Raw genomic sequence first — 22,993 nt, forward strand, 5'->3', positions numbered from 1 at the left:
CACCCCCCGGATCATGACCTCGACTGGGGGCATCAGTCATACCGAACCTGGCGACCACAGCTCCTTGATCAGGAACCACGAAAAAGGTAACGGGGGGCGGTGGTTTCTGGCGGGTGGCGGAAGGGTTGGGCTGGGGCACGGAACGGCGCGGTGGCGGTGCGGCGCACCTTCGGGCGGCGCGTGGTCAGCGCAGGCGCATCGGCGCCGCGATGCCACCCCCGGCACGTCTGCCGAGCCGGTACCTCAGTCCTCCGCGCGGCGGCGGCGCCGGGGGATGGCGTCCGTCGTGCCGTGGGCGGCGAGCCTTCGGGCGGCGGGTGGTTGAGCCCCGGCACGTCTGTCGGGCCTCCGCGCAGCGGGCGGCGCGGGTCCGCCCCGACGCGCAGCGGCGCTGCCACCCCGGGCATTCTGCCGGGCACCAAGCCTCCGTATAGCGGCAGCGGCGCCTGATCAACCGCGGCGTGGCAGCGGCACTTGTCAGCCCAGGCACGCCTGCCGGGCGCCAAGCCTCAGCAGCGGCGCGGGTGATCAGACCCCGCGCGCGGCGGCGGCGCGCCAAGCCCCCGCACGGCGGGCGTGTGGTCAGCGCAGGCGCATCGGCGCCGCGATGCCACCCCCGGCACGTCTGCCGAGCCGGTACCTCAGTCCTCCGCGCGGCGGCGGCGCCGGGGGATGGCGTCCGTCGTGCCGTGGGCGGCGAGCAGGTCGCTCACCGACCGGCCCGCGGAGTGCGAACCGCCCTCCTCCGGGGCGGCGCGGCGGCCGGTCGGGGGTTCGGGGTCGGGCTTGGCGTGACTACCGTGCGAGGGCGCCTGCCACGACGGCGGCTCCCCCTCCGGACGGCGCCGGCGGCCGCCTCCGGACTGCTCGGCGGGGCTTTCCTCGTCGTCCGGACGGCGGCGACGGCCACCGCGGAACTCCTGCGCCAGCCGCCGGACCTCCTCGGGCAGCGTGGGGTTGGACGCCGCGGGCAGGTCGTCCTCGGGCGGCGCGACGGGCTCCACCGCCGGGCGCGACAGCTCAAACCGAGATTCCGGGGCAACCGGCTCCACCGCCGGGCGCGACAGCTCAAACCGAGTTTCCGGGGCAACCGGCTCCACGCCCGGACGCGACAACTCAAACCGCGACTCCGACGCAACGGGCTCCACCGCCGGGCGCGACAACTCAAACCGCGACTCCGGCTCCGGCTGCGCGGGCTCGCTCGCGGGCCGCGAGGCCTGGAACCGCGGTTCCGGTTCGACGGGCTCCACCGCCGGGCGCGACAACTCAAACCGCGACTCCGGCTCCGGCTGCGCGGGCTCGCTCGCGGGCCGCGAGGCCTGGAACCGCGGTTCCGGTTCGACGGGCTCCACCGCCGGGCGCGACAACTCAAACCGCGACTCCGGCTCCGGCTGCGCGGGCTCGCTCGCGGGCCGCGAGGCCTGGAACCGCGGTTCCGGTTCGACGGGCTTCATCGCCGGGCGCGACGACTGGAAGCGCGGCTCGGGCCGCTCCACCGGCGTCATGCGCGGCCGGGACGCCTCGAACCGGGACTCCTTCTTCGCCGCGGCCGCCTCGAACCGCGGCTGCACGGGCTCCATCCGCGGCTGCACGGGCTCCATCCGCGGCCGCGAGCGCTCCGCCCGCCCCTCGAACCGCGGCTGCACGGGCTCCATCCGCGGCCGGGACCGCTCGGCCCGGCGCGGCTCGGCGGCACGCGCGGCCGGCGGTTCCGGGGTGGCGGGCGCGGTGTTCCCCTGCCCGTTCGACGACGGCAGCTCGCTCGTCGAACCGGACGTCTTCTCCCACGCGGCGGTCCAGTCGGCGTCGACGGGCTTCGCGAGCTGGGTGGGCTCGTCCACCGGCTCGGGCTGCGGCGCGGCCGGCGCCTGCCTGCGCCGCCGCTCGGACGGGCTGAACGCGGGCCGCGTCGCTTCGGCCGCGCTACCGAACCGGGGTGCGGGTTCCTGCTTCCTGGGCGGCGGCGGGTTCACGCGGGTCTGCTGGGCGGCACGCGCCTCGGCGGCGGCCTTCGCGACGCTCGCCGCGGCGTGTCCGCCTGGCTGCCGCTGCGCCGCGGGTTCCGCGCGGCGGGGCGGGAGGTCGAGTGAACGTTCGGGGCGGCGGGGCTCCGGCGCGGCCGCCCGCCCGACTGGCCGCGCCTGTGGTTTTTCCCGGACGCGGTCGAGGTGCTCGGTCGGCCGTTCGGGCGGCCGGTTCGCGCTCGCTGTCAGCTGCGGCGGGGTGAAGCCGTTGTCCCCCTCGACGATCTTCTGCTCCTCGCGCAACGCCCGCATCCGCGTGGCCTGCGCGGTCAGCGCGATGCGTTCGAGCAGCACCTCGCCGCCGAACAGCGACTGCAGGTTGTCCCTGAGCGCGGCGACCTCGGCGCGCAGCGAGTCCAGCTCTTCCCTGGCGTCGGCCTGCATCTTGGCGCGCACGTCGTTCTCGATCTCGAGCTCGTACTCGCGCCGGGCGGCGATCTCGCGCTCCAGCTCCAGCTCGTAGACCTCCTGCGCCTGCGCGACCGCCTCCTCGGTGGTGGCGGCCTGCTTGCGGTACCGGACCGCGAGGAACGCGCCGACGAGGGCCGCCCACAACGCGGCGACGATGCCCAGCCGCAGGTAACGGATGTCGTCGGCCAGCACGAGCGCGAGGGTCGCGGCCACGGCGAGGGCCAAGCCGACGACGAACCACGGCCTGCCCAGTAGGCGGCCGCGCGAGTCGTCGCCCACGCCAGTCATGCCGAACACCGTACCCTCTAGTTACCCGTCTGAGACCTAGTCGGTACTTCGAACGGTCGGTTCTCAGCGTTAACCGGTCGGGTGATCGTCGCGATCCTGATCACGTGTCTCCGGGGTGCGGCAGCAGTGTTCGAGCCACAGCGCGGCCGCCGTCAGCACCACCGCGCTGATCGCGCCGATGATCGCGCTGCGGAGGTCGTTGGCCGCCGCGGTGATCTCGTCGGCCCGCGGTACCAGCGCCACGAGCGCCCCTAGCCACGCCCCGAACATGAGCGCGCCGAGCAGGGAAGACGCCTTCGCGAGCGCCACGGCCCGCGCCACCCCGATCGCGCCGGTCAACCGTCCACTTCGGATTCGCGTGCGGATGGAGAAGGCGAGCACGGTCTCGACGGCGGCGATCACCACGAGCGTGATCCCCGCGTACCTCGGCAGCCGGGGCAGCGAGGAGTAGGCGAACTTGAAGGCGAGGTAGGCCAGCACGACGCCCACCAGCCCGGCGACGATCAGCTCGCGGGGCCGTGTGAAGTGCATGGTTTCAACCGTACCGTGCGACACTTGACTCTCCAGTGACTGGAGACATCAGCATGGATTCCGTGGGCAGGACGTTCACCATCGGGGAGCTGGCACGCCGCACCGGCCTGCCGGTCAAGACCATCCGGTTCTACTCCGACGAGGAGCTGCTCCCGCCCACCGACCGCACGGCGGCGGGGTACCGGATCTACGACACCCGGGCACTGGCCCGGCTGGAGCTGATCAGGACCCTGCGCGAGCTGGGCCTCGGCCTCGACGACATCGCCGAGGTGCTCGCGGCGCGGGCTTCCGTGCCGCAGCTGGCCGAACGGCACCTGGAGGCGCTCGACGAGCAGATCCGGCGCCTGCGGCTGCGGCGCGCGGTGCTGCGTGCGGTCGTGAAGAGGGAATCCGAACCAGAGGAAGTGAAGCTGATGAACAAGCTGGCATCGATGTCCGACGAGGAGCGCGCCCGGCTGGTCGACGAGTTCTGGGACGAGATGGTCGCGGGGCTCGGCGAGGAGGACGAGTTCCTGGTGCGAATGCGCTCGGCGAAACCGACGCTCCCGGACGATCCGACGCCCGAGCAGGTGGAGGCGTGGGTGGAGTTCGCGGAGCTGGTCCGGGACCCGTCGTTCCGCGCGCTGATCCGCGGGATGAGCGAACGGCACGCGCGGCAGGAGGACCTGCGCGTCCTCGCGGAGCGCCAGGACCTGTGGTGCGACTGGACCGACCGGGCGAAGGCGTTCCTGGACGCCGGGGTCGCGCCGTCGTCGCCGGAGGGCCGCGCGCTGGCCGATGAGGCGGCCGGGGCCCTCGGCATGGACAAGCGGACCCTGGCGGACCGCATCGACGAGGGCAACGACGCGCGTGCCGAGCGGTACTGGCAGCTCATGGCGATCATGAACGGCTGGCCGCCGATCCCGACGCGCTACCCCTCGGTGGAGTGGCTCGTGGCGGCGCTGCGAGCGTGATTTCGGAGCCGGAGGCCGGGCCGGGCGACCACGACCGCCCGGCCGACCCTCGGTACGTCTGAAAGCGACCTCAGCACTACGGCCGCGTCACAGCCGGAGGTCGGGCCGGGCGATCACGCCTGCCCGGTCCGCCTCCGGCAGTGCGGCCAGCAGGTCCGCGATCGGGCCGTGGCCGGGCAGGACCGCGTGCGGCTCGATTTCGTGCCACGGGACGAGAACGCTCGCCCGCTCGGGCGTGCCGGGGTGTGGCAGCAGCAGTTCCGGATCATCCGAACGCACGCCGTCCACTGTCACCACGTCCACGTCCAGCGTCCGCGGGCCCCAGCGCAGCTCGCGCACGCGGCCGGCGGCCTGCTCCAGCGCCTGCCCCGCCCGCAGCCACGCCCACGCGTCCCGCGCCGGATCGTCCACGATGCACACCGCGTTGAGGAAGTCCGGCTGGTCCTCGACACCCCACGGCTTCGTTTCGTACACAGTGGACACCGCCCGCACGACATCGCCCAGGCCGGTGATGACGGAGCGCAGGTACTCCAGCCGATCGCCGAGGTTCGAGCCCAGCGAAAGGACCGCGCGGCTCATCGTTCCCGCCGGACGGTCACCGCCACGTCGTCGAACGTGAGCGGGATGGGCGCGGACGGCTTGTGGACGGTCACCTCGACCGCGGTCAGCCGTTCGTCGCGGATCACCTCGTCGGCGATCTTCCCCGCGACGCTCTCGATGAGGTCGTAGGGCTCGCCGCCGACGATGTCCGCCGCGAGCTGCGCGAGTTCGCCGTAGTGCAGCGTCCGCTTCAGGTCGTCGGTCTCGGCGGCGGGCGTCAGGTCCAGCCACACGGTGATGTCCACGACGAACTCCTGCCCGTCGCGTTTCTCGTGCTCGAACACGCCGTGCCTGCCGAACACCCGAAGGCCGGTGAGCGTGATCCGGTCACCCACGGCCACGCTCCCACGCCGCGGCGACGGTGACAGCGTCCAGCGACGCCCCCACCGAGTGCACCCGCACGCCCCACGCACCGGCGGCCGCGGCGAGCGCGGAGATCGCCGCCGTCGCGTCCTCGCGGCCGGACGGTGGCCTCGGCTCGCCGTGCTCGTCCGCGAGCAGGCGCCCGAGAAAGCGCTTACGGGACGCGCCGACCAGCACCGGAAAGCCCATGTCCACAAAGGACCGAAGGTCGTGCAGCAGCGCCCAGTCGTGCGGCGCGTGCTTGGCGAAGCCCAGACCGGGATCCAGCACGATGTTCTCCGCCGACACACCCGCACCCAACGCCGCGTCCACCCGTGCCGTCAACTCGGCGCGCACCTCGGCCACGACGTCGTCGTAACGCGCGAGCTGGTTCATGTCCTTGCTGTGCCCACGCCAGTGCATGAGGATCCACGGCGCACCGGTGGCGGCGGCGACCTTCGCCATGTTCGGGTCGGCCAGTCCGCCGGAGACGTCGTTGATGATCGCGGCGCCCGCGTCCACCGCGGCCTCGGCGACCGCGGCGCGCGTGGTGTCCACGGACAGGCACAGCCCGTCGGCCGCGAGCTCACGGATGACGGGCAGCACGCGGTCGATCTCCGTCTGGGCGTCCACTCTGGACGCTCCCGGCCGCGTGGACTCCCCGCCGACATCGATGACGTCGGCACCCCGCGCCCACATCTCGTGCGCGTGCGCGAGGGCGGCACCGGTGTCGAGGTAGCGACCGCCATCGGAGAACGAATCGGGCGTGACGTTCAGGACGCCCATCACCACGCAGCGCCCGGGCGACGGCAGGGCCGTGCTCACCGGCGGCCCTTGATCAACTCCAGGGCCTCCGCGCGGGTCGAGGCGGAGGACTGCAGCAACCCGCGCACCGCGGAGGTCGTCGTGCGGGCTCCGGCCTTGCGGATGCCCCGCATCGACATGCACAGGTGCTCCGCCTCGATCACGACGATCACCCCACGCGGCTTGAGCTTGCGCTCCAGCGCGTCGGCGACCTGCGACGTGAGCCGCTCCTGCACCTGCGGCCGCTTGGCGTACAGGTCCACCAGCCGCGCGAGCTTGGACAGCCCCGTGACCTTGCCCTGCCCGTTCGGGATGTAGCCGACGTGGGCCACCCCGTGGAACGGGACCAGGTGGTGCTCGCAGGTCGAGTAGATCGGGATGTCCGTGACCAGCACCATCTCTTCGTGGGACTCGTCGAAGGTCCGGTCCAGCACGCTGTCCGGGTCCGTGTAGAGCCCGGCGAACATCTCCTGGTAAGCCCGCGCGACCCGGGCCGGGGTGTCCCGCAGCCCGTCCCGGTCCGGATCCTCGCCGACGGCCAGCAGCAACTCCCGCACGGCCTTCTCGGCACGTGCCTGGTCGAACACCGGCCCGTCCTCGCGGGTCAGCTCACTGTCGATTTTGACCGTCCTGCTCGTCGGGGTCGCGGCGGTGCTGTCCCTCGCCGGAACCACCGAACCAGCCGCCCTGCTGCTGCTCACCCGGCTGCTGCCGCCACTCCTCCGCCGGCGGGCGCCACTGCTGGCCACCCGGCTGCGTCGCCGGGGTCCACCCGGGAGGGGCACCGTAGTTCGGCGGGCCCGCGTGACCGCCCGAAGGCTGCGGCCACTGCGTGCTGCCGTTCGACGGGCTGTACCGGCCACCACCGTTGGACGGCGGGGCGTACGGGTTCGACGGCGGCTCGGGCTGGGCGTACGGCGGGCCACCGGGGAGGTCGCCACCGCCGGGGGCGGTGCTGACCGGCGTCGGCGCGGGACGCGGAGCGGGCTTCTGCTCCTCCTCGTCCGGCCACGGCTCGCCCCGCTCCATCGCCAGCTCACGCGGCGTCTTGATCGGGGGCTTGTCGGACGGCACGCGCTCACCGAACTCGTTGAAGACGGTGATGTGCGGCCGCTTCTCGACCGTCGCGAAGATCCGCTCCAGGTCCTTGCGCTGCAGGGTCTCCTTCTCCAGCAGCTCCAGCACCAGGTCGTCGAGCACGTCGCGGTAGGTGTTGAGCACCTCGTACGCCTCGGTGTGCGCGGTCTCGATGAGCTTGCGCACCTCTTCGTCGATCTCGTGCGCGACCTCGAGCGAGTAGTCCGCCTGGCGGCCCGCCGAGCGGCCCAGGAACGGGTCACCCTGGTCCTGGCCGTACTTGACCGCGCCGAGCCGCGCGCTCATGCCGTACTCGGTGACCATCGCCTTGGCGATCTTGGTGGCCTGCTCGATGTCGGACGACGCGCCGGTGGTCGGCTCGTGGAAGACCAGCTCCTCGGCCGTGCGCCCGCCCAGCGCGAACACCAGCCGCGCGATCATCTCCGAGCGCGTCATCAGCTGCTTGTCGTCCTCGGGCACGACCAGCGCGTGCCCGCCCGTGCGGCCACGCGGCAGGATCGTCAGCTTGTACACCGGTTCGAGGTCCGGCATCGCCCACGCGGCGAGCGCGTGCCCGCCCTCGTGGTAGGCCGTGATCTTCTTCTCCTTCTCGGAGATGATCCGGCTCTTGCGCGCGGGACCGCCGATCACGCGGTCCACCGACTCCTCCAGTGCGGCGTCGGTGATGACGTGCCCGTTCTGGCGGGCCGTCAGCAGCGCGGCCTCGTTGATCACGTTCGCCAGGTCGGCACCGGACATGCCCACGGTGCGCTTGGCCAGCGCGTCCAGGTCGACGCCCTGCGCGAGCGGCTTGCCCTTCGAGTGCACCTCGAGGATGGCGCGGCGGCCACGCAGGTCCGGCGCGGACACCGGGATCTGCCGGTCGAACCGGCCGGGGCGCAGCAGCGCCGGGTCGAGGATGTCGGGCCGGTTGGTGGCGGCGATCAGGATGATGCCGCCCCGCGAGTCGAACCCGTCCATCTCGACGAGCAGCTGGTTCAGCGTCTGCTCGCGCTCGTCGTGCCCGCCGCCGAGGCCCGCGCCGCGCTGGCGGCCGACCGCGTCGATCTCGTCGACGAAGATGATGCACGGCGCGTTCTGCTTGGCCTGCTCGAACAGGTCACGCACGCGGGAGGCACCGACACCGACGAACATCTCGACGAAGTCGGAACCGGAGATCGTGTAGAACGGCACCCCGGCCTCACCGGCGACCGCGCGCGCGAGCAGCGTCTTACCGGTACCGGGCGGGCCGTAGAGCAGCACGCCCTTCGGGATCTTCGCGCCCAGCGCCTGGTAGCGCGCCGGGTTCTGCAGGAAGTCCTTGATCTCGTACAGCTCTTCGACGGCCTCGTCGGCGCCCGCGACGTCACCGAAGGTGGTCTTGGGCATGTCCTTGTTGAGCTGCTTGGCCTTGGACTTGCCGAAGTTCAGCACCCGGTTGCCGCCGCCCTGCGCGTTGTTCATCATCCACATGAGCAGCAGGAGCAGCAGCCCCAGCGGGATCATGTAGATGAGCAGCTGGGAGATCCAGGACTGCTGCGTGACGGTGGTGGTGAACTTGACGTTCGGCTTCGAGACCAGCAGGTCGTAGATGGGCCGCGCCGCGTCGGACGGGTACGGCGTGATGATCTGGTCGACCTGCTGGCCGTCGACGTCGATCTTGTTGTTGAGCGACAGCTTGAGCTGCTGCTCCTTGTCCTCGAGGTTCGCTTCCTTCACGTTGTTCGCGTTGATCTGCGCGATGGCCTGTGAAGTGGCGACCTGGGTGTAGCCGCGGTCGCTGTCGAAGATGGTGCTGAACGCGAAGTAGAGCAGCAGAACCGCGACGATCCACAGCAGTGGGTTCCTGAGCAGGCGCTTCCGGTCCATATGCCTCGGCCGTGCTGGCCTTGACCCTCCCTGGTTAGGCGGTAGATGCTCACATCCGCCGTCACGGTGTACACAACGACTTGCGGGGCGCGGGGGACACCCGTCTACCCAGGGTACAGTCCGGCGGACCTCGGCACCCGCACTAGTCTCCGGCTGCTCAACGGCCGGTCGCGGCGCACGGTTCCCGCAGGGTCAGGAAGTCACGCTCGCGACCATCTCGGACAGCCGCGAACGGAGCGTTTTGGCGTCGGCGGGAGCGACCGTGATCCACTCCCTGCCGTCCCCACCAGGGCGGGAAAGGCTGAGGTAGCGGCCGGACGCGGTGTCGAACCACGCCAGCACCGGCGACCGCCGCCTGCCGGCGAGCTCGCTGAAGCTGTTCGCTGCGAGCTGACCGCCACGCAGCCGCGGCTGGCCCGCGAGCCGCGCGTAGGACTCGCGCGGGTCGGCCACCTGCTCGCTCAGCGAGGTGCGGCGGCGCGCCCGCGTGGGCTCCGGTTCCCCGTCCGGGGTGACCGGCACGCGGTTCGGCGGGATCCGCAGCGCCTCCTCCACCGGCAGGGTGATGGACGCCTCGGTGCCGCGCTTGCCGGCCGGGAGCAGGTCGACCACGGCGGAGGCGAGGCCCTCGGGGAACGTGGGCCGGATCCAGATGCCGTCCGCGGTCTGGATGGCGATCACGCCGGTGGTGCCGTCTGACGCGGCGAGGACGCCGACCGGTGGCTGCTGGTAGTCGGGGATGTGCAGCGCGTCCACGCTCAGCGTGGGACGGGCCAGCACGGCGAACCAGTCCTCCACGTGCGGTTCGAGCCTGCCGAAGTGGTCACGCAGACCGCGTGCCCGCAGCTCGTTGTCCGCCCGCCGCCGCAGCGCCGACCGCTCGTCGAGCGTCGCGCCGTGCGAGCGCACCCGCAGCGGGTACGGCAGCTCGCCGAGCCCGGCGGCCTCCCACAGGAAGTCGAACGTCAGCGGCGTGAAGAACTCCTGCCCGCCCGTCACCATGCTCCTCCCGGTGCCATCGTCGTGCTGGCGGCACCGGAGAGCATCTCATTGAGCCGATGGCGGAGGGACGGCGCGTCCGCGGGCGCGATCGTGATCCAGTCGCGGCCGTCGTGCCCGCGGCTGGCCTGCGTGAAGTAGCGGCCCGAGTCGGTGTCGAACCAGCTCAGCACCGGCGTCCGCACCTTGCCGCTGACGCGGCCGCGGGCGTTCGCGCCGATCTGGCCGCCCCGCAGCCGCGGCTGGGCCTGCAACCGGGCGAGCGCCTTGCGGTCCTCGTCCGCGCTCACCCGCCCACCCGTCGCCCGACCACCACCCCCGGTGGTGGCGCTGCGCGCCGCTGTGCTTCCCGGATCAGCCACCCGCCGCTGCAGGAAGTCCGCCCCGGTGTCGGTCATCAGCTGTTCGAGCGGCACGGTGATCGACTTCTCGGTGCCGCGCGGCGCGGCGGGCAGCAGCGACACGATGGCGCTGGCCAGCCCGTCCGCGGGCGCGGGGTGGAAGTGGAAACCACGCTCGTCCTGCACGGCGAGCACGCCCTGGCCGCCGAGCGCGGCCGCCACGGCGAGCAGCGGGCGCGCGTTCGGCGCCGGCAGGTGCACGGAGTCGAGGCTCACCTCGGCGGAGGCGAGCACCTCGAAGTAGTTCTCCACGTGCGGCTCGGGGCGCCCGCGGCCGTCCGCGACCCCGCGGCGGGCCAGCTCGGTGAGAGCCTGCCGCCGCAGGTGCGCGCGTTCGTCCATGGTCGCCCCGTGCGACCGGAACTCCAGCGGGTACGGGAGCTCACCGCCCCCGAACGACTCCCACAGGAAGTCCAGCTCCAGCGGAGTCAGCAGCTCCGCACGCGTCACTCTTCGTCCTCGTCGGCCCAGGCGCCGATGACCGGAGGAGCGGTGGAGACGTTCGCGCCGAACGCCGAGTCCGGGTCGGCCTCGACGAGGTACGAGGCGCGCTTGTGCTCCTCGTCCTCGGCGCCCTCGGCACCGGCCGCGCCCATGCCGCCCATCCCGGGCGGCGGCGTGCCCGCCGAGCCGCCGATCGTGCCGTTCGGCGACATCAGCTGCCCCTGCGGCGTGGCGCCCGCCGCGCTGTGGCCCTGCTGCTGCGCCTGGTCGGTGCTCGCGGCGGCCGTCTCGTCCGACTCCTGCTTGGCCGCGGTCTTGTTGCCCCGGCCCAGCACCGCCTTGCCCGCGGCGGCACCCAGCCCGGCACCGGCCAGCCCGAGCCCGACGCCGAGCGCGGCGGAACCACCGTCGGACGAGGACGTGGACACCGCCGTGGTGTGCGCCGCCGGCGCGACACCCGCGCCGGAGACCACACCCGGCGCCGGCGCGCCGGGGGCACCGGGCGCACCCGCACCCGGACCCGCGGTGCCGGCACCCGCCGCCGCGCCACCGATCTCACCGAGATGCGCACCGAACGCGGAGCCGCGGCCGCCGTCGACGCCGGTGCCCGCCAGGCCGGCCACGGGGCCGAGCGCACCGCCGCCGTAGGCACCCACGATCGAGGTGGACCCCGCGACCGAGGACGCCTTCGTGGCGCCGATCGCGCCGTCCGGCGGCAGGCCGAGCGACTCCGGGCCGAAGCTCGGGGTCGAGTCGTCCACCTCGGCCATCGCCTGCGTGTAGGCGTTGAAGTACTGGACCTGCTGCTCGTGCACGGCCCTGGCCTCGTCGGCCTGCGCCTTCATGTCGTTGACCATGGCGGCCGGGCCACCGGCGAGCATCGCCGCGGTCTGCCTGCCGGGGTCGAAGTTCTTGGGGGCGGGCATCTTCTTGACCTCGGCGGCCGCCGCGGCCTGCTGCGCCATGCGGTTGGCCATCGTGTGCGCGGCGTCCCCGGCCTGCTGGCTGGAGCCCGCGATGCCCACCAGCGCGCCCTGCGCGGACGCGGCACCCTGGCCGACCCACGCGTTGCCCAGCTCGGCGATCGCGTTGTACAGGTCGTTGGCCGCCTGGTGCAGCTCGTCGCCGTGGGCCTTCCACAGCTGGCCGGTGGACTCGGCCGTCGCCGGGTCGTTGTTCACGGTCGCGCCCTGGTAGAGCTGCTCGCTCTCCTGCGAGGCCCAGTTCGGCGGGCTCGCGATCGCGCGGTCCGAGCCGTAGTCGAAGCCGCCACCGCTGTTGCGCGCCTGCTCGACGAGCGCCGCCGTCTCCCCGTTGTCGCCCAGCGGGACGGTGGAGGGCGCGCCCGCGCCGGAGTTTCTCTGGTCGTCGAAGCCGCTCATGCTGCCGCCCCCTGGCTCACGCGCGCCCGGACAGCGCGTCCGCGGCGTCCTGGTCGATCTGGTGGTAGTGGCTCATCGCCGCGACGATGGCCTGCTCGGCCTGCTCGTACTGGCCGTAGAGGTTCTGGAGCGCGGTGGTGTAGGAGTCACCGCCGCCGTCCGCGCGCTGGGCGAACTTGGCCGCGATCGCGTCACCGACGGGGTTCGCGCCGAGCTTCGGGGCCTCGGCGAGCGCACCGGCGTTGCGGAGCAGGTTCTCCACGGAGTCCTTGCCCGCGCGGATCTTCTTCAGCACCGTCTGCGCGGCGTCCGGGTCCACCCCCAGCTGACCGCTCACCGCCGCGCTGCGGAACGCCGCGGCATCCGAGAAGCTGCTGTTCCCCATCGGTTCTCTCCTGCCCCAAGTCGATGCCGGGCGTGCCCGCCCGGCTACCCCTGTTCGCTTAGGTTAACGCACTAGGCCAGCCCCTATGACGCGTTTGACCAAGCCCAGGTTCCCAATTCAGCTGCTGTACACCTTGGGATCGAGAGTGCCGATGTAGGGCAGGTCGCGGTAGCGCTCGGCGTAGTCGAGGCCGTAGCCGACGACGAACTCGTTCGGGATGTCGAACCCGACGTAGCGGACCGGCACGTCCACCTTCACCGCCTCGGGCTTGCGCAGCAGCGAGCACACCTCGAGCGAGGCCGGGTTGCGGCTCGCCAGGTTCTTCAGCAGCCACGACAACGTGAGCCCCGAGTCCACGATGTCCTCGACGATCAGCACGTGCTTGCCCGCGATGTCGCGGTCCAGGTCCTTGAGGATGCGCACCACACCCGACGACGAGGTCGCCGATCCGTAGGACGAGACCGCCATGAACTCCAGCTGCGCCGGCATCGGCAGCGCGCGGGCGAAGTCGGTCATGAACATGACCGCGCCCTTCAGCACGCCCACGAGCAGGAGGTCGCCGGTGACGCCGTCCCGCGCGTAGTCCGCCGCGATCTGCTTGGCGAGTTCGTTGATCTTGTCCTGGATCTGCTGCTCGGTGACGAGCACGGAGGCGATCTCGCCTTCGTACACGGGTCATTCCCCTCTGGCTGCTTCGCGACGATTCATGCTCAGCCTGCCATGCGTCCGCACTACGACCAACCCACCGGGTACCCACACACCGCCCTGACCACGCCATTCGCCGACGAGGGCGTCCACCGCGCGCAGGTGCCCGTCGGAAAGATCACACGCGCCGCGGCCGAGCAGCCAGCGCCGGAGCACACGGCGGCGCAACGCGGGAGGCACCGGCTCCAGCTCCTTCGCGTCCAGCGTCTCCTCGTCGGTGCGGAACTCCCCGGCCAGCGCGTCGAGGGTTTCCAGGTCCTCCCTGAGCTGCGTGGCGGTGCGGGCGAGCGCGGCGGCGACCCCACCGGACAGGACGTCTTCCAGCAGCGGCAGCACTTCGGCCCGAAGGCGCACCCTCGTGAACCTCGGGTCGGTGTTGAACGGGTCCTCCCAGGGCTCCACGCCCAGCGCGGCGCAGGCGGCCCGCGTGGCCGCCCGCGGCACGTCCAGCAACGGGCGGCCCCACGGCGGGTCGAACGGCTTCATGCCCGCGATCGAGCGCGGCCCGGAACCGCGGCCGAGCCCGAGCAGCACCGTCTCGGCCTGGTCGTCCCGCGTGTGCCCGAGCAGCACCAGCCCACGGCCCTTGCTCCTGAGCGCGGAGTACCGGGCACGGCGGGCGGCCGCCTCGACCCCGCCCGCGCCGGTGACCTCGACCGGCAGCACCTCGGCCTCGTCGACGCCGAGCCCGCGCGCCGCCTCCGCGGCCTCCCGCGCCACCCGGCCCGAGCCGGGCTGCAGCCCGTGGTCCACGACCAGTGCGCGGACCCGCAGCCCCAGTTTGTGCCCCTCGTGCGCCGCGGCCTCGGCGAGCGCGAGCGAATCCGCGCCGCCCGAGACGGCCACGTCGAAGTCGACACGCGGATGAGCGGCCAGGAAGCCCCGCACGGCGCGCCGCACGGGGATCAGGGCCTCAGCCGTGGACACGCCTGACCCACGCCTCGGGGTCGGTGATCTCCGCTCGGGTGGGCAGGGTGTTGGGCGAGGTCCAGACGGCGTTGAAACCGCTCATGCCCACCCGGCCGACGACGTGCCGCGTGAACGCCGAACCCTGGGCGTACTGGCGGATCTTCGCGTCGATGCCCAGCAGGGTGCGCAGGAGCCGGTCGAGCAGCCCGCCGCCGGACCGCCGGGCGGTGAACCGGGCGCGGATCATCTCCACGGCCGGGACGACGTCCGGGCCCACCGCGTCCATCACGTAGTCGGCGTGCCCCTCCAGCAGCGTGGACAACGCGAGCAGCCGGTCGAACACCTCGCGCTGCTGCGGCGAGCGCAGCAGCCGCGTCAGCGCCGCGACCCCGCCATCGGCCTTGGCGCGCCTGGCTTCGCGGATCGCCTCAGGCAGGCGGCCCAGCAGGTCGGTCACGCCGTCCTGATCCTCGGTGAGCCCGCTGACGAGCCGCTCCACCTCGTCGGCGAAGTAGGCACGCAGCCAGTCGACGGCGGTGAACTGCAGGCGGTGGGTGCATTCGTGCAGGCACACCCACATCCGGAAGTCCCGGCCGGGCACCTGCATCGCGTGCTGCGCCGTGACGACGTTCGGCGCGACGAGCAGCAGCCGGCCGCGGTCACCGCCGAAGGGGTCGTACTGGCCGAGCACGCGCGACGCGAGGAACGCCAGCACCACGCCGGTCTGCACGCCCGCACTGCCCGCGAGCACGGGGCTGAGCGGGTTCGACGGCAGCGTGCGCAGGGCGTTCCCGGTGAGCGCGTCGAGACCGGCGGCCGCGGACCGCACCCAGCCGGGCCGGTCGACGACCTCGCCGGGCAGGAGGGGCAGACCCGCGCCGAGCCCGGTCAGCTCGCGGACGTGCGCCTCCGCGTCCACGGTCAGCTCACGCAGCTCGCTCACCGCGAGGCGCGCTTCGGTGCGGGGCACCGAAGGACCGCCGCGGACGAGGAACGCACCGGTCGACGCGGCGAGCGACCAGTCGACGACCGGACGCGTCTTTTCCTCGCTCACCGTGCTGTTCATTGTTCCGACGCTACCCGCCGCTAACGACATCCGCAGCCACGTAACGCGGCCGCGACGGCGTCCAGCGCAGGCCGGGCGGCGGTGATGTTGGACCCGTTGGACATCAAGGCGAACACCAGCACACGGCCGTCGGCGTCCAGCACGAGACCCGCGAGGGTGCTCACGCCGGACAGGGTGCCGGTCTTGGCGCGCACCCAGCCCTTGCCGGGCGACGACGCCGCGTCCTGGTAGCGGCTTTCGAGCGTGCCGCTGCCACCCGCGACCGGCAGCCCTTCCAGCAGTGGCCGCAGTTTCGCCGTGCGCGGGTCCTTGTCGTCCGGTGCGGCGGCGACGGTGAGCAGCTGGGCGAGCAGCCGTGGCGACACCTTGTTCGCCGGCGACAGCCCGCTGCCGTCGTTGACCACGGCTCCCGTGACGTCGAAACCGTTGTGGCTCAACACGTTCAGCGTGGTCTGCCCGGTGCCGGCGAAGCTCGCGGCGGCGCCGCTCGCGATCGCGGTCTGGCGGCCGATCGCCTCGGCCAGGACGTTGTCGGAGATCTGCAGCGCGCGGTCGACCAGCTCGGTGAGCGGAGCCGACTTGACCTCGCCGAGCACCTTGGCGTCCTTGGGCGCGGTGGCGTTGCCCGCGGCGGAGGCACCGAGCCGCGAGGCGAAGGTCCGCAGCAGGTCACCGGCGGGGTCGGCGGTGCGGCTGACCTCGTCGACCTTCGGGTTCGAGCGGCCCGCGTCGAGCATCCCGGGCACGATCTCGACGGCGTAGTTCGAGGGCGTGTCCTCGGGCGCCCAGCCGGGCCCGGTGTGCGAGCCGCTGTAGAGGGACAGGTCGATCTGGACCTTCTTGATCCTGCCGCCGGAGGCCTGCTTGACCTGGGCGACGAGGTCGTCGAGGTGCGCGGCGCCGGGGTAGATCGACTCCTGGCCGTCCGGCAGCGACGACAGCGTCGGATCCCCTCCCGCGACGAGGATCGCGGTGTCCGGGGACGAGCCCTGCACGACCTTGGTGGTCAGCTGCATCCCGTGGTCGAGCGTGAGCAGCGCGGCGGCGGTGGTGAGCAGCTTCGTGGCCGAGGCGGGGGTCAGCAGCTGGCCGGGGTTGTGGTTCCACAGGGTCTGCCCGCTGGCCGGGTCGACGACGATGCCGGCGAGCGTGCCGAGCGCACCGCTGCTCGCGGGCCCGGCCAGCTGCCCGCTGACACCCGAGCTGGTCGGCGTGGGCGCGTCGGTGCTGGGCGCGTGCAGGGCGAGCGTGACGGCGGCGGGTTCGGGTTCGTCGCCCTTCGGGAAGTTCGGCGCCCACGGCAGCCCGAGCCGGTTGGACACGGGGGGCAGCGCGAGCGCCACCCCGACGGCAATGACCAGGACGAGCACCACGGCACCGATCAGCAGCCCGCGCCGTCTGCCCCGGCGAGGCGGTTCCTCGGCGGGTGGCTGTTCCGCGGGCTGCACGGCCTGTGCGGGGCGCACCTCGCCGGTGGGTTCGATGCGCATGGGCTGGGCGTGCCCCGACCCCGCGGGCGGGATCGGCCGCTGCGGCGGTGCGGGGCGCTGCGCCCACGGCTGCCGCTGCTCGTCCTGCTCGTCGGGAGGACGCTGGTCCTGCGGCGACACGGCGCGCATGACCTGCGTGTCGTCCGCGGCGGGCGGCCGGGAGGCGGGGGGCTCCGGCAGGCGCCGGGGCTCGGTGACCTGCTCACCGGCGCCGGATTCGCTCCGCTCGCTGCTCTCGGGCCGCGGCTGGAACACGGTGGCCTGGCTGCCGTCGCTCTGCGACTCGCGGCTCTCCGGGCGGGGTTGGAACGCGGTGGCCTGGCTGTCGTCGCTCTCCGGCTCGCGGCTCTCCGGGCGCGGCTGGAACGCGGTGGCCTGGCTGTCGCCACCCTTCGATTCACGGCTCTCCGACCGGAGCTGGAACAGCGTGGCCTGGCTGTCGTCGTCCTTGGGGAGGCGCTGGAAGACCGTGGTCTGGCTGGTGTCCTCGGACTGCTGCCCACGCTCGGGCTCCTCCTGCGGGGGCACCGTCTGGAAAGCGGCGGTCTCCCCAGCATCGCCGGACCGCGCGGCGGTCTCCCCAGCATCGCCGGACTGCTCGGCTTCCTCCTGCGGCGGCACCGTCTCGAAAGCGGCCGTCTCCCCAGCGTCATCAGACCGCTCGGGCTCCTCCTCGGCAGCCTCCGGCGCTTCCTCGGCAGCCTCCGGCGCCTCCTCGGCCTCCCCGTCGCCCCCCTCGTCGTCCTCCGGCGGCTCCGCCCCCTCGGCCTCCGCCTCAGCAGCCTTCGGGCGCGGCACCCACACCGTCTGCTGCTCCGGCAGCGACACCCGCTGGGGAGCGGCAGCCTCCGCCGCGTCGTCCGAATCGTCCGATGGCCAGGCCGGCTCTTCTTCGTGCGTCGGCACGCACCCCTCCTCATCGCGTCGGCGCACCAGGGGCCAAACTCACAGTAGTCAAGACGACATCGGTGCGACTTCCCAATGGCGTGTGGTCCACACTAGTGAAGACCAGTCAGCAAAACCGTGAGCCGCCAGGGGCGGCCCAAAAGACGAGTTCAGCGAGGATCGCCGTGGAGTTCGACGCCACCATCGAAATCCCCAAAGGGGAGCGCAACAAGTACGAAGTGGATCACAAGACGGGGCGCATCCGGCTGGACCGCACCCTCTTCACGGCCACGCAGTACCCGGCCGACTACGGGTTCATCGACGACACCCTCGGCCAGGACGGCGACCCGCTCGACGTGCTGGTGCTGGTGCAGGAGCCGACCTTCCCCGGCTGCCTCATCCGCTGCCGCGCCATCGGCATGTTCCGCATGACCGACGAGAAGGGCCCTGACGACAAGGTCCTGGCCGTCCCCGCGGACGACCCGCGCACCGAGCACCTGCGCGACATCCACCACCTCAACGAGTTCCACAAGCTCGAGATCGAGCACTTCTTCCAGGTCTACAAGGACCTGGAGCCGGCGAAGAGCGTCGAGGGCTCCAACTGGGTGGGCCGCGTGGAGGCCGAGGCCGAGATCGAGCGCTCCTACCAGCGCGAAGCCGACCGGCTCGCGAAGGAAGCCGCCGAGAACGGCGAGCACTGACCGCAGCGCACGACGGCCGGCCACCCCTGCAGGGGCGGCCGGCCGTTTTCGCGTCTCAGGCCTGGTAGCCGGGGATCGGGTACGCCGCCAGCAGGTCACGCACCTCGCCCGCGATCTTGCCCAGCGCCGCCTCGTCCTCGGCGGTCGCCGCGGCGATCGTCCGGTCGATCCACTCCGCGATCTGCGGCTGGTGCTCCGGGGTGAGGCCGCGGGTGGTGATGGCCGCCGTGCCGAGCCGGATACCGGACGGGTCGAACGGCTTGCGCGGGTCGAACGGCACCGTGTTGTAGTTCAGCTCGATCCCGGCGCGGTCGAGCGCCTGCGCGGCCGGCTTGCCACCGAGGTGCTTGTTGGTGAGGTCGACGAGCAGCAGGTGGTTGTCCGTGCCGCCGGACACCAGGTCGAAGCCGCGCTCGATCAGCGCCTCCGCGAGCGCCTTGGCGTTGGCGACGATCTGGTGCGCGTAGTCGCGGAACTCGGGCCTGGCCGCCTCGCCCAGCGCGACCGCGATGGCCGCGGTGGTGTGGTTGTGCGGGCCGCCCTGCAGGCCGGGGAACACCGCCTTGTCCACGGCCTTCGCGTGCTCGGCGTCGGAGAGGATCATCGCGCCACGCGGGCCGCGCAGCGTCTTGTGCGTCGTCGTGGTGATGACCTGGGCGTGGCCGACCGGCGACGGGTGCGCCCCACCCGCGATGAGGCCCGCGATGTGCGCGATGTCGGCGACCAGCACGGCACCGACCTCGTTCGCGATCTCCGCGAACGCCGGGAAGTCGATCGTGCGCGGGATCGCCGTGCCACCCGCGAAGATCAGCTTCGGCCGGTGCTCGCGAGCCAGGTCACGCACCTGGTCGAGGTCGACGCGGCCGGTCTCCTTGCGGACGCCGTAGCGCACCGCGTTGAACCACTTGCCGGTCGCGGACACGCTCCAGCCGTGGGTGAGGTGCCCGCCGTCCGGCAGCGCCATGCCGAGCACGGTGTCGCCGGGCTGCGCGAACGCCAGGTACACGGCGAGGTTCGCCGGGGAACCGGAGTAGGGCTGGACGTTGGCGTGGTCCACGCCGAACAGCGACTTGGCGCGCTCGATGGCCAGCAGCTCGACCTGGTCGATGTACTGCTGGCCCTCGTAGTAGCGCTTGCCCGCGTAGCCCTCGGAGTACTTGTTCGTCAGCACGCTGCCCGTGGCTTCGAGCACGGCCTGCGAGACGTAGTTCTCGGAGGCGATGAGGCGGATCTTCTCGGCCTGGCGCTTCGCCTCGTCCTCCACCAGCCCGGCGATCTCCGGGTCGGCGGCGGTGAGGGTCGGAATCGGTGGCTGGTGCGTCATGTCCCTACTCCTGACACTGGCCACACCCAGGCGCGCGGTGCCGGCCTCGTCGGTCGCTTCCCGGTGGTGCTCCACCTCTACGGCGCCAGTCGCTGTACGGCCCCAGCTTAGTGGACCGGGGCGATGCCTTCCGCGTGCCGCCGGGCGAGCTGCTGGTAGACGGCCGCGTTGTGCTCGACCCACGCTCGAGCGGAGTCGGTGAGCGGGACGAACTTCTTCGCCGGGCTGCCCATCGCGATGTGCTCCGCGGGCACCTCCGTGTTCGGCGTCACGGTCGCGCCCGCCGCGACGAGCGCGCGCTCCCCGATGACCGCCTTGTCCAGCACGGTCGACCCGTTGCCGATCAGCGCCTGCTCGCCGACCGTGCAGTCGTGCACCAAGCACATGTGGCCCACGGTCACGTTCCGGCCGACCTCGCACATGCCGTCGTTGACGTGGAGCACCGAGTTGTCCTGGATGTTCGCGCCCTCGCGGATGATGATCTTCCCGAAGTCCGCGCGGATGACCACGCCGTACCAGATCGACACGTCCTTCTCGATGACGACGTCGCCGATGAGGGTGGCGGTGGGGGCGATCCAGGCGTCGGGGTGCACGGTCGGGCTGACGCCCTCGAAGGAGAACAGAGGCATGGACCGCACCCTATGCCAGGCAGAGGAGTTCGATCTCCTCACGCAGGACCGCGAAGGGCCGCCGCCGGACGTGCTGCTGCACGACGGCGCCCAGCAGGTAGGACTGGAGCGCGCGGGCGCGGGCCCGCGGGTCGTCGATGCCGACGTCGTCGAGCAGGTCGGTGAGCAGCTCGATGACCGAGCGGAGCGTGACCTCGGCGGCCTGCACGTTGTCGGCGCGGCCGACCGCCACCCAGTACTCGAACCAGGCGAAGGCGGCGTTGGGGTGCTCGGCGAAGGTGCCGAGGTAGCTTTCGAGGACGGCCCACAGGCGTTCGCGCGGGTCGTCGTACTTGTCCGCGACGAGGCGCAGCCCGGTGAGGAAGTCCGTGACGAGCGCCGCCATCGCGCGGTCGATCAGCAGGTCGATGTCGGAGAAGTAGTAGTGGATCGCGCTCTTCGTGAGCGGTCCCTCCGCCGCGATCGCCCGCGCGGTGCACCCGGCGAGCCCGTCGCGGACGAGCACGCGGCGCGCCGCGTCCACGATCTGCTCCTGCTTCGCGAGCTGGTTGGGTGAGAGCCGGTTGCGTCGGCCCGGCGGCAGTACGGCCACGAAACCCCTTTCACCGTGCGATGTGGACACGCAGCCTAACTCTCAGGACGCACGTCCCATGAACCGACTACAGTGGACAGTACATTTCGGGGCATGAAGATCGCGCGCAGCTGGTTCGGGTTGACGGCACTGGTCGTCGCGGCGGGCATCGTGGTGCAGCTCGTCGTCACCGCGGGGGACACGGGAGGGCTCTTCCCGTCCACGGCGGCACGGGTGGCGAACGTGTTCTGCTACTTCACGATCCTGTCCAACCTGCTCGTGGGCGGCACCAGCCTGCTGCTCGCGCTGGATCCGGACCGGAAGTCCACGGTGTTCCGCACGCTGCGGCTCGACGGGGTGCTCGCGATCGCGGTGACCGGGGTCGTCTACCACGTCGCGCTCGCCGGGCTCGTGGAACTGAGCCCGGCCGGCGCGGTCGCGGACCAGCTGCTGCACACGGTCTCGCCGATCCTCGGCGTGCTGGGCTGGCTGCTGTTCGGGCCGCACGGGACGCTCGGTCCGCGGATCGTGTGGTGGAGCCTGGCCTACCCGCTGCTGTGGCTCGCCTTCACGCTCGTCCGCGGGGCGATCACGGGGTTCTACCCGTACCCGTTCCTGGAGGCGGACGAGCTCGGCTACCCGCGCGTGGCGCTCAACTGCGTCGTGATCGCGGTGCTGTTCCTGGCGCTGGCAGCAGCGGCGATGCTGCTCGACCGGCGGTTGCCACGGCTATGGTCGCGGGCATGACCTGGCTCGCCGACACCCGCACCTCCTACGACACGGTCGCCGTCCAGTACTCGGACCAGGTGCGGAACTCGCCCACGGAGAACCCGTACGTGCGCTCGACGCTGGCGTTGTTCGCCGACCTGGTGAGCGGTGGCCCGGTGGCGGACGTCGGCTGCGGCCCGGGGCACGTGACCGCTCACCTGCGGAAGCTGGGGCTCGACGCCTTCGGGATCGACCTCTCGCCGGGGATGGTCGACGTGGCGAGGCGGGAGTACCCGGACACCCGGTTCGCCATCGGCTCGATGACGGACCTCCCCCTCGCCGACGCCTCCCTCGGCGGGCTGATCACGTGGTGGTCGCTGATCCACGTGCCCGCCGAGGAGCTGCCGGGCGTGTTCGCGCACTTCAGGCGCGTCCTGCGCCCCGGCGGCACCCTGCTGGTCGGTTTCCACGAGGGCGACCGCATCAACCGGAAGACGCAGGGCTACGGCGGGCTGCCGATGAACGTGCACGTCCACCTGCACCCCGTCGCGCGCATGCGCACATGGCTGACCGCGGCCGGCTTCGCCGTGGAGTCGGAAACCGTCCTGACCCCGGCCGACAAGGCCCCGGCCGCGATCGTGTTCGCCCGTTGACCTACTGGCGTCCGGGGAGTGTGGCGAGCGCCCGGGACCGCTGGGCGACCAGCTCGTCGTAGGTGCCGTCCCGCTCGGCCCACCGGTGCATCAGCACGCGCTCGACGAGGATTTCGCGTGGCGTGGGCTCGGTCTCGAGCAGGCCCATCACCTCGGTGGCGAATTCGTCGAGGCCGAGCGCATTCGGGTTGGCGCTTCCCATGTGCGTGGCGACAGCCGGGGGAACGAGCTCGGCGACCTCGACGCCGGTGCCGTCCAGCTGCGCGCGCAGCGCCTCGGAGTAGGCGTGGACCGCGGCCTTCGTCGCGGCGTAGGTCGGCATGAGCGGGAACGGCAGGAACCCGATGCCCGAGGACACCGTGATGATCGTGCCGGTGCCGCGGTCGATGAGGTGCGGGGTGAACGCGTCGATGACGCGGATGGTGCCGAGGAGGTTGATGTCGATCGTCTGCTTCGCGGCGGTGAAGTGCGCTGGGTCGCGCAGGTCCTCGGGGAACCCGACCCCGGCCATGGTGACGATCGCGTCGAGGCCCGGGTGGTCGCGGAGGATCGCGTCGCGGGCGCGGTCGACGCTGTCCTGGTCGGCCACGTCGATCTCGACGGTCGCGAACCCTTCGCCCTCGAGCTCGGCGAGCAGGTCGGTGCGGCGGCCGCCGAGGATGACGGCGCTGCCCGCGGCGGCGAAGCGGCGGCCCAGTTCGAGTCCGATCCCCGACGTGCCACCGGCGATGAAAACGGTGCGGTTGCTGATCTTCATGAATCCAGTGTTGGCCCGTTTCCCGGTCGTAGGCAGTACCCCCGTTTTCCAGGGTCCTGCCAGGACCCCCTCAACGGGAGGCACG

At 72.2% G+C, this 22,993-nt stretch carries 23 protein-coding genes; 4 read left to right on the forward strand and 19 right to left on the reverse strand.

The genetic code is table 11. The annotated features are described in order from the left end of the window. Positions 1 to 641 precede the first annotated feature (641 nt). Complete coding sequence (locus BMZ92_RS32975) at positions 642 to 2,723, reverse strand: DUF6779 domain-containing protein (RefSeq protein ID WP_143250003.1); 2,082 nt, start codon at positions 2,721 to 2,723, stop codon at positions 642 to 644. Between the two features lie 69 nt (positions 2,724 to 2,792). Next, positions 2,793 to 3,254, reverse strand: coding sequence for a DUF3180 domain-containing protein (locus tag BMZ92_RS32980; RefSeq protein WP_091515814.1), 462 nt, complete (start codon positions 3,252 to 3,254; stop codon positions 2,793 to 2,795). A gap of 53 nt (positions 3,255 to 3,307) precedes the next feature. Between BMZ92_RS32980 and BMZ92_RS32985 the strand changes: the two genes are divergently transcribed. After that, complete coding sequence (locus tag BMZ92_RS32985) at positions 3,308 to 4,207, forward strand: MerR family transcriptional regulator (RefSeq protein WP_091515817.1); 900 nt, start codon at positions 3,308 to 3,310, stop codon at positions 4,205 to 4,207. Positions 4,208 to 4,294: 87 nt separating this feature from the next. Here the strand turns inward: BMZ92_RS32985 and folK are convergent, their stop codons facing one another. From folK to dacB, 13 genes are all read right to left on the reverse strand, one after another. Beyond that, positions 4,295 to 4,786 (reverse strand): 2-amino-4-hydroxy-6-hydroxymethyldihydropteridine diphosphokinase, encoded by a 492-nt coding sequence (gene folK, locus BMZ92_RS32990; protein WP_091515819.1) that lies wholly within the window; start codon positions 4,784 to 4,786, stop codon positions 4,295 to 4,297. Then, entirely contained in the window at positions 4,783 to 5,142 is a 360-nt protein-coding gene (gene folB / locus BMZ92_RS32995) for a dihydroneopterin aldolase (protein ID WP_091515910.1), read from the reverse strand. Before folB ends, folK begins: the two co-directional genes overlap by 4 nt. After that, positions 5,135 to 5,935, reverse strand: a complete 801-nt coding sequence (folP, locus tag BMZ92_RS33000; protein WP_091515918.1) for a dihydropteroate synthase — start codon at positions 5,933 to 5,935, stop codon at positions 5,135 to 5,137. Before folP ends, folB begins: the two co-directional genes overlap by 8 nt. A 35-nt stretch (positions 5,936 to 5,970) precedes the next feature. Then, positions 5,971 to 6,573, reverse strand: coding sequence for a GTP cyclohydrolase I FolE (gene folE / locus BMZ92_RS33005; RefSeq protein ID WP_091515914.1), 603 nt, complete (start codon positions 6,571 to 6,573; stop codon positions 5,971 to 5,973). Continuing rightward, positions 6,563 to 8,899 (reverse strand): ATP-dependent zinc metalloprotease FtsH, encoded by a 2,337-nt coding sequence (gene ftsH / locus BMZ92_RS33010; RefSeq protein WP_091515821.1) that lies wholly within the window; start codon positions 8,897 to 8,899, stop codon positions 6,563 to 6,565. The genes folE and ftsH overlap by 11 nt, the downstream gene beginning before the upstream one ends. Positions 8,900 to 9,091: 192 nt before the next feature. After that, a complete protein-coding gene (locus BMZ92_RS33015) occupies positions 9,092 to 9,898 on the reverse strand; it encodes an ESX secretion-associated protein EspG (RefSeq protein WP_245783402.1) in 807 nt (268 codons plus the stop codon). Beyond that, a complete protein-coding gene (locus tag BMZ92_RS33020; protein WP_091515825.1) occupies positions 9,895 to 10,749 on the reverse strand; it encodes an ESX secretion-associated protein EspG in 855 nt (284 codons plus the stop codon). The genes BMZ92_RS33015 and BMZ92_RS33020 overlap by 4 nt, the downstream gene beginning before the upstream one ends. Continuing rightward, a complete protein-coding gene (locus tag BMZ92_RS33025; RefSeq protein WP_091515828.1) occupies positions 10,746 to 12,125 on the reverse strand; it encodes a hypothetical protein in 1,380 nt (459 codons plus the stop codon). The genes BMZ92_RS33020 and BMZ92_RS33025 overlap by 4 nt, the downstream gene beginning before the upstream one ends. Before the next feature lie 16 nt (positions 12,126 to 12,141). After that, the gene (locus BMZ92_RS33030; RefSeq protein ID WP_091515829.1) at positions 12,142 to 12,510 is read right to left on the reverse strand and encodes a hypothetical protein; all 369 of its coding nucleotides are present in this window, start codon (positions 12,508 to 12,510) and stop codon (positions 12,142 to 12,144) included. Between the two features lie 117 nt (positions 12,511 to 12,627). Further along, positions 12,628 to 13,182 carry a hypoxanthine phosphoribosyltransferase gene (gene hpt / locus BMZ92_RS33035; protein ID WP_091515832.1) on the reverse strand — a complete coding sequence of 185 codons (555 nt, stop codon included), beginning with the start codon at positions 13,180 to 13,182 and terminating at the stop codon, positions 12,628 to 12,630. A gap of 3 nt (positions 13,183 to 13,185) precedes the next feature. Next, on the reverse strand, positions 13,186 to 14,142 hold the full coding sequence (tilS, locus tag BMZ92_RS33040; RefSeq protein ID WP_091515835.1) for a tRNA lysidine(34) synthetase TilS: 957 nt from the start codon (positions 14,140 to 14,142) through the stop codon (positions 13,186 to 13,188). Beyond that, positions 14,129 to 15,190, reverse strand: coding sequence for a zinc-dependent metalloprotease (locus tag BMZ92_RS33045; RefSeq protein WP_091515837.1), 1,062 nt, complete (start codon positions 15,188 to 15,190; stop codon positions 14,129 to 14,131). The genes tilS and BMZ92_RS33045 overlap by 14 nt, the downstream gene beginning before the upstream one ends. 20 nt (positions 15,191 to 15,210) lie before the next feature. Continuing rightward, positions 15,211 to 17,586, reverse strand: coding sequence for a D-alanyl-D-alanine carboxypeptidase/D-alanyl-D-alanine endopeptidase (gene dacB / locus BMZ92_RS33050; protein WP_245783403.1), 2,376 nt, complete (start codon positions 17,584 to 17,586; stop codon positions 15,211 to 15,213). A 164-nt stretch (positions 17,587 to 17,750) separates the two neighbouring features. On the opposite strand from dacB, the gene BMZ92_RS33055 reads away from it, so the two are divergent. Beyond that, entirely contained in the window at positions 17,751 to 18,266 is a 516-nt protein-coding gene (locus BMZ92_RS33055; protein ID WP_091515840.1) for an inorganic diphosphatase, read from the forward strand. A 55-nt stretch (positions 18,267 to 18,321) separates the two neighbouring features. Here the strand turns inward: BMZ92_RS33055 and BMZ92_RS33060 are convergent, their stop codons facing one another. The 3 genes from BMZ92_RS33060 to BMZ92_RS33070 form a co-directional block, all read right to left on the reverse strand. Beyond that, on the reverse strand, positions 18,322 to 19,590 hold the full coding sequence (locus tag BMZ92_RS33060; RefSeq protein ID WP_091515843.1) for a serine hydroxymethyltransferase: 1,269 nt from the start codon (positions 19,588 to 19,590) through the stop codon (positions 18,322 to 18,324). Positions 19,591 to 19,697: 107 nt separating this feature from the next. Beyond that, on the reverse strand, positions 19,698 to 20,219 hold the full coding sequence (locus tag BMZ92_RS33065; RefSeq protein WP_091515924.1) for a gamma carbonic anhydrase family protein: 522 nt from the start codon (positions 20,217 to 20,219) through the stop codon (positions 19,698 to 19,700). Positions 20,220 to 20,229: 10 nt separating this feature from the next. Further along, positions 20,230 to 20,811 (reverse strand): TetR/AcrR family transcriptional regulator, encoded by a 582-nt coding sequence (locus tag BMZ92_RS33070; protein WP_091515844.1) that lies wholly within the window; start codon positions 20,809 to 20,811, stop codon positions 20,230 to 20,232. A 93-nt stretch (positions 20,812 to 20,904) separates the two neighbouring features. Between BMZ92_RS33070 and BMZ92_RS33075 the strand changes: the two genes are divergently transcribed. Further along, the gene (locus BMZ92_RS33075) at positions 20,905 to 21,537 is read left to right on the forward strand and encodes a Pr6Pr family membrane protein (protein ID WP_091515847.1); all 633 of its coding nucleotides are present in this window, start codon (positions 20,905 to 20,907) and stop codon (positions 21,535 to 21,537) included. Then, entirely contained in the window at positions 21,534 to 22,151 is a 618-nt protein-coding gene (locus BMZ92_RS33080; protein WP_091515927.1) for a class I SAM-dependent methyltransferase, read from the forward strand. The genes BMZ92_RS33075 and BMZ92_RS33080 overlap by 4 nt, the downstream gene beginning before the upstream one ends. A 1-nt stretch (position 22,152) precedes the next feature. On the opposite strand, the gene BMZ92_RS33085 is transcribed toward BMZ92_RS33080, so the two are convergent. Next, on the reverse strand, positions 22,153 to 22,908 hold the full coding sequence (locus BMZ92_RS33085) for an SDR family oxidoreductase (protein WP_091515850.1): 756 nt from the start codon (positions 22,906 to 22,908) through the stop codon (positions 22,153 to 22,155). Positions 22,909 to 22,993: the final 85 nt, after the last annotated feature.

This window comes from Amycolatopsis sacchari (assembly GCF_900114035.1).
Lineage (GTDB): Bacteria > Actinomycetota > Actinomycetes > Mycobacteriales > Pseudonocardiaceae > Amycolatopsis_E > Amycolatopsis_E sacchari.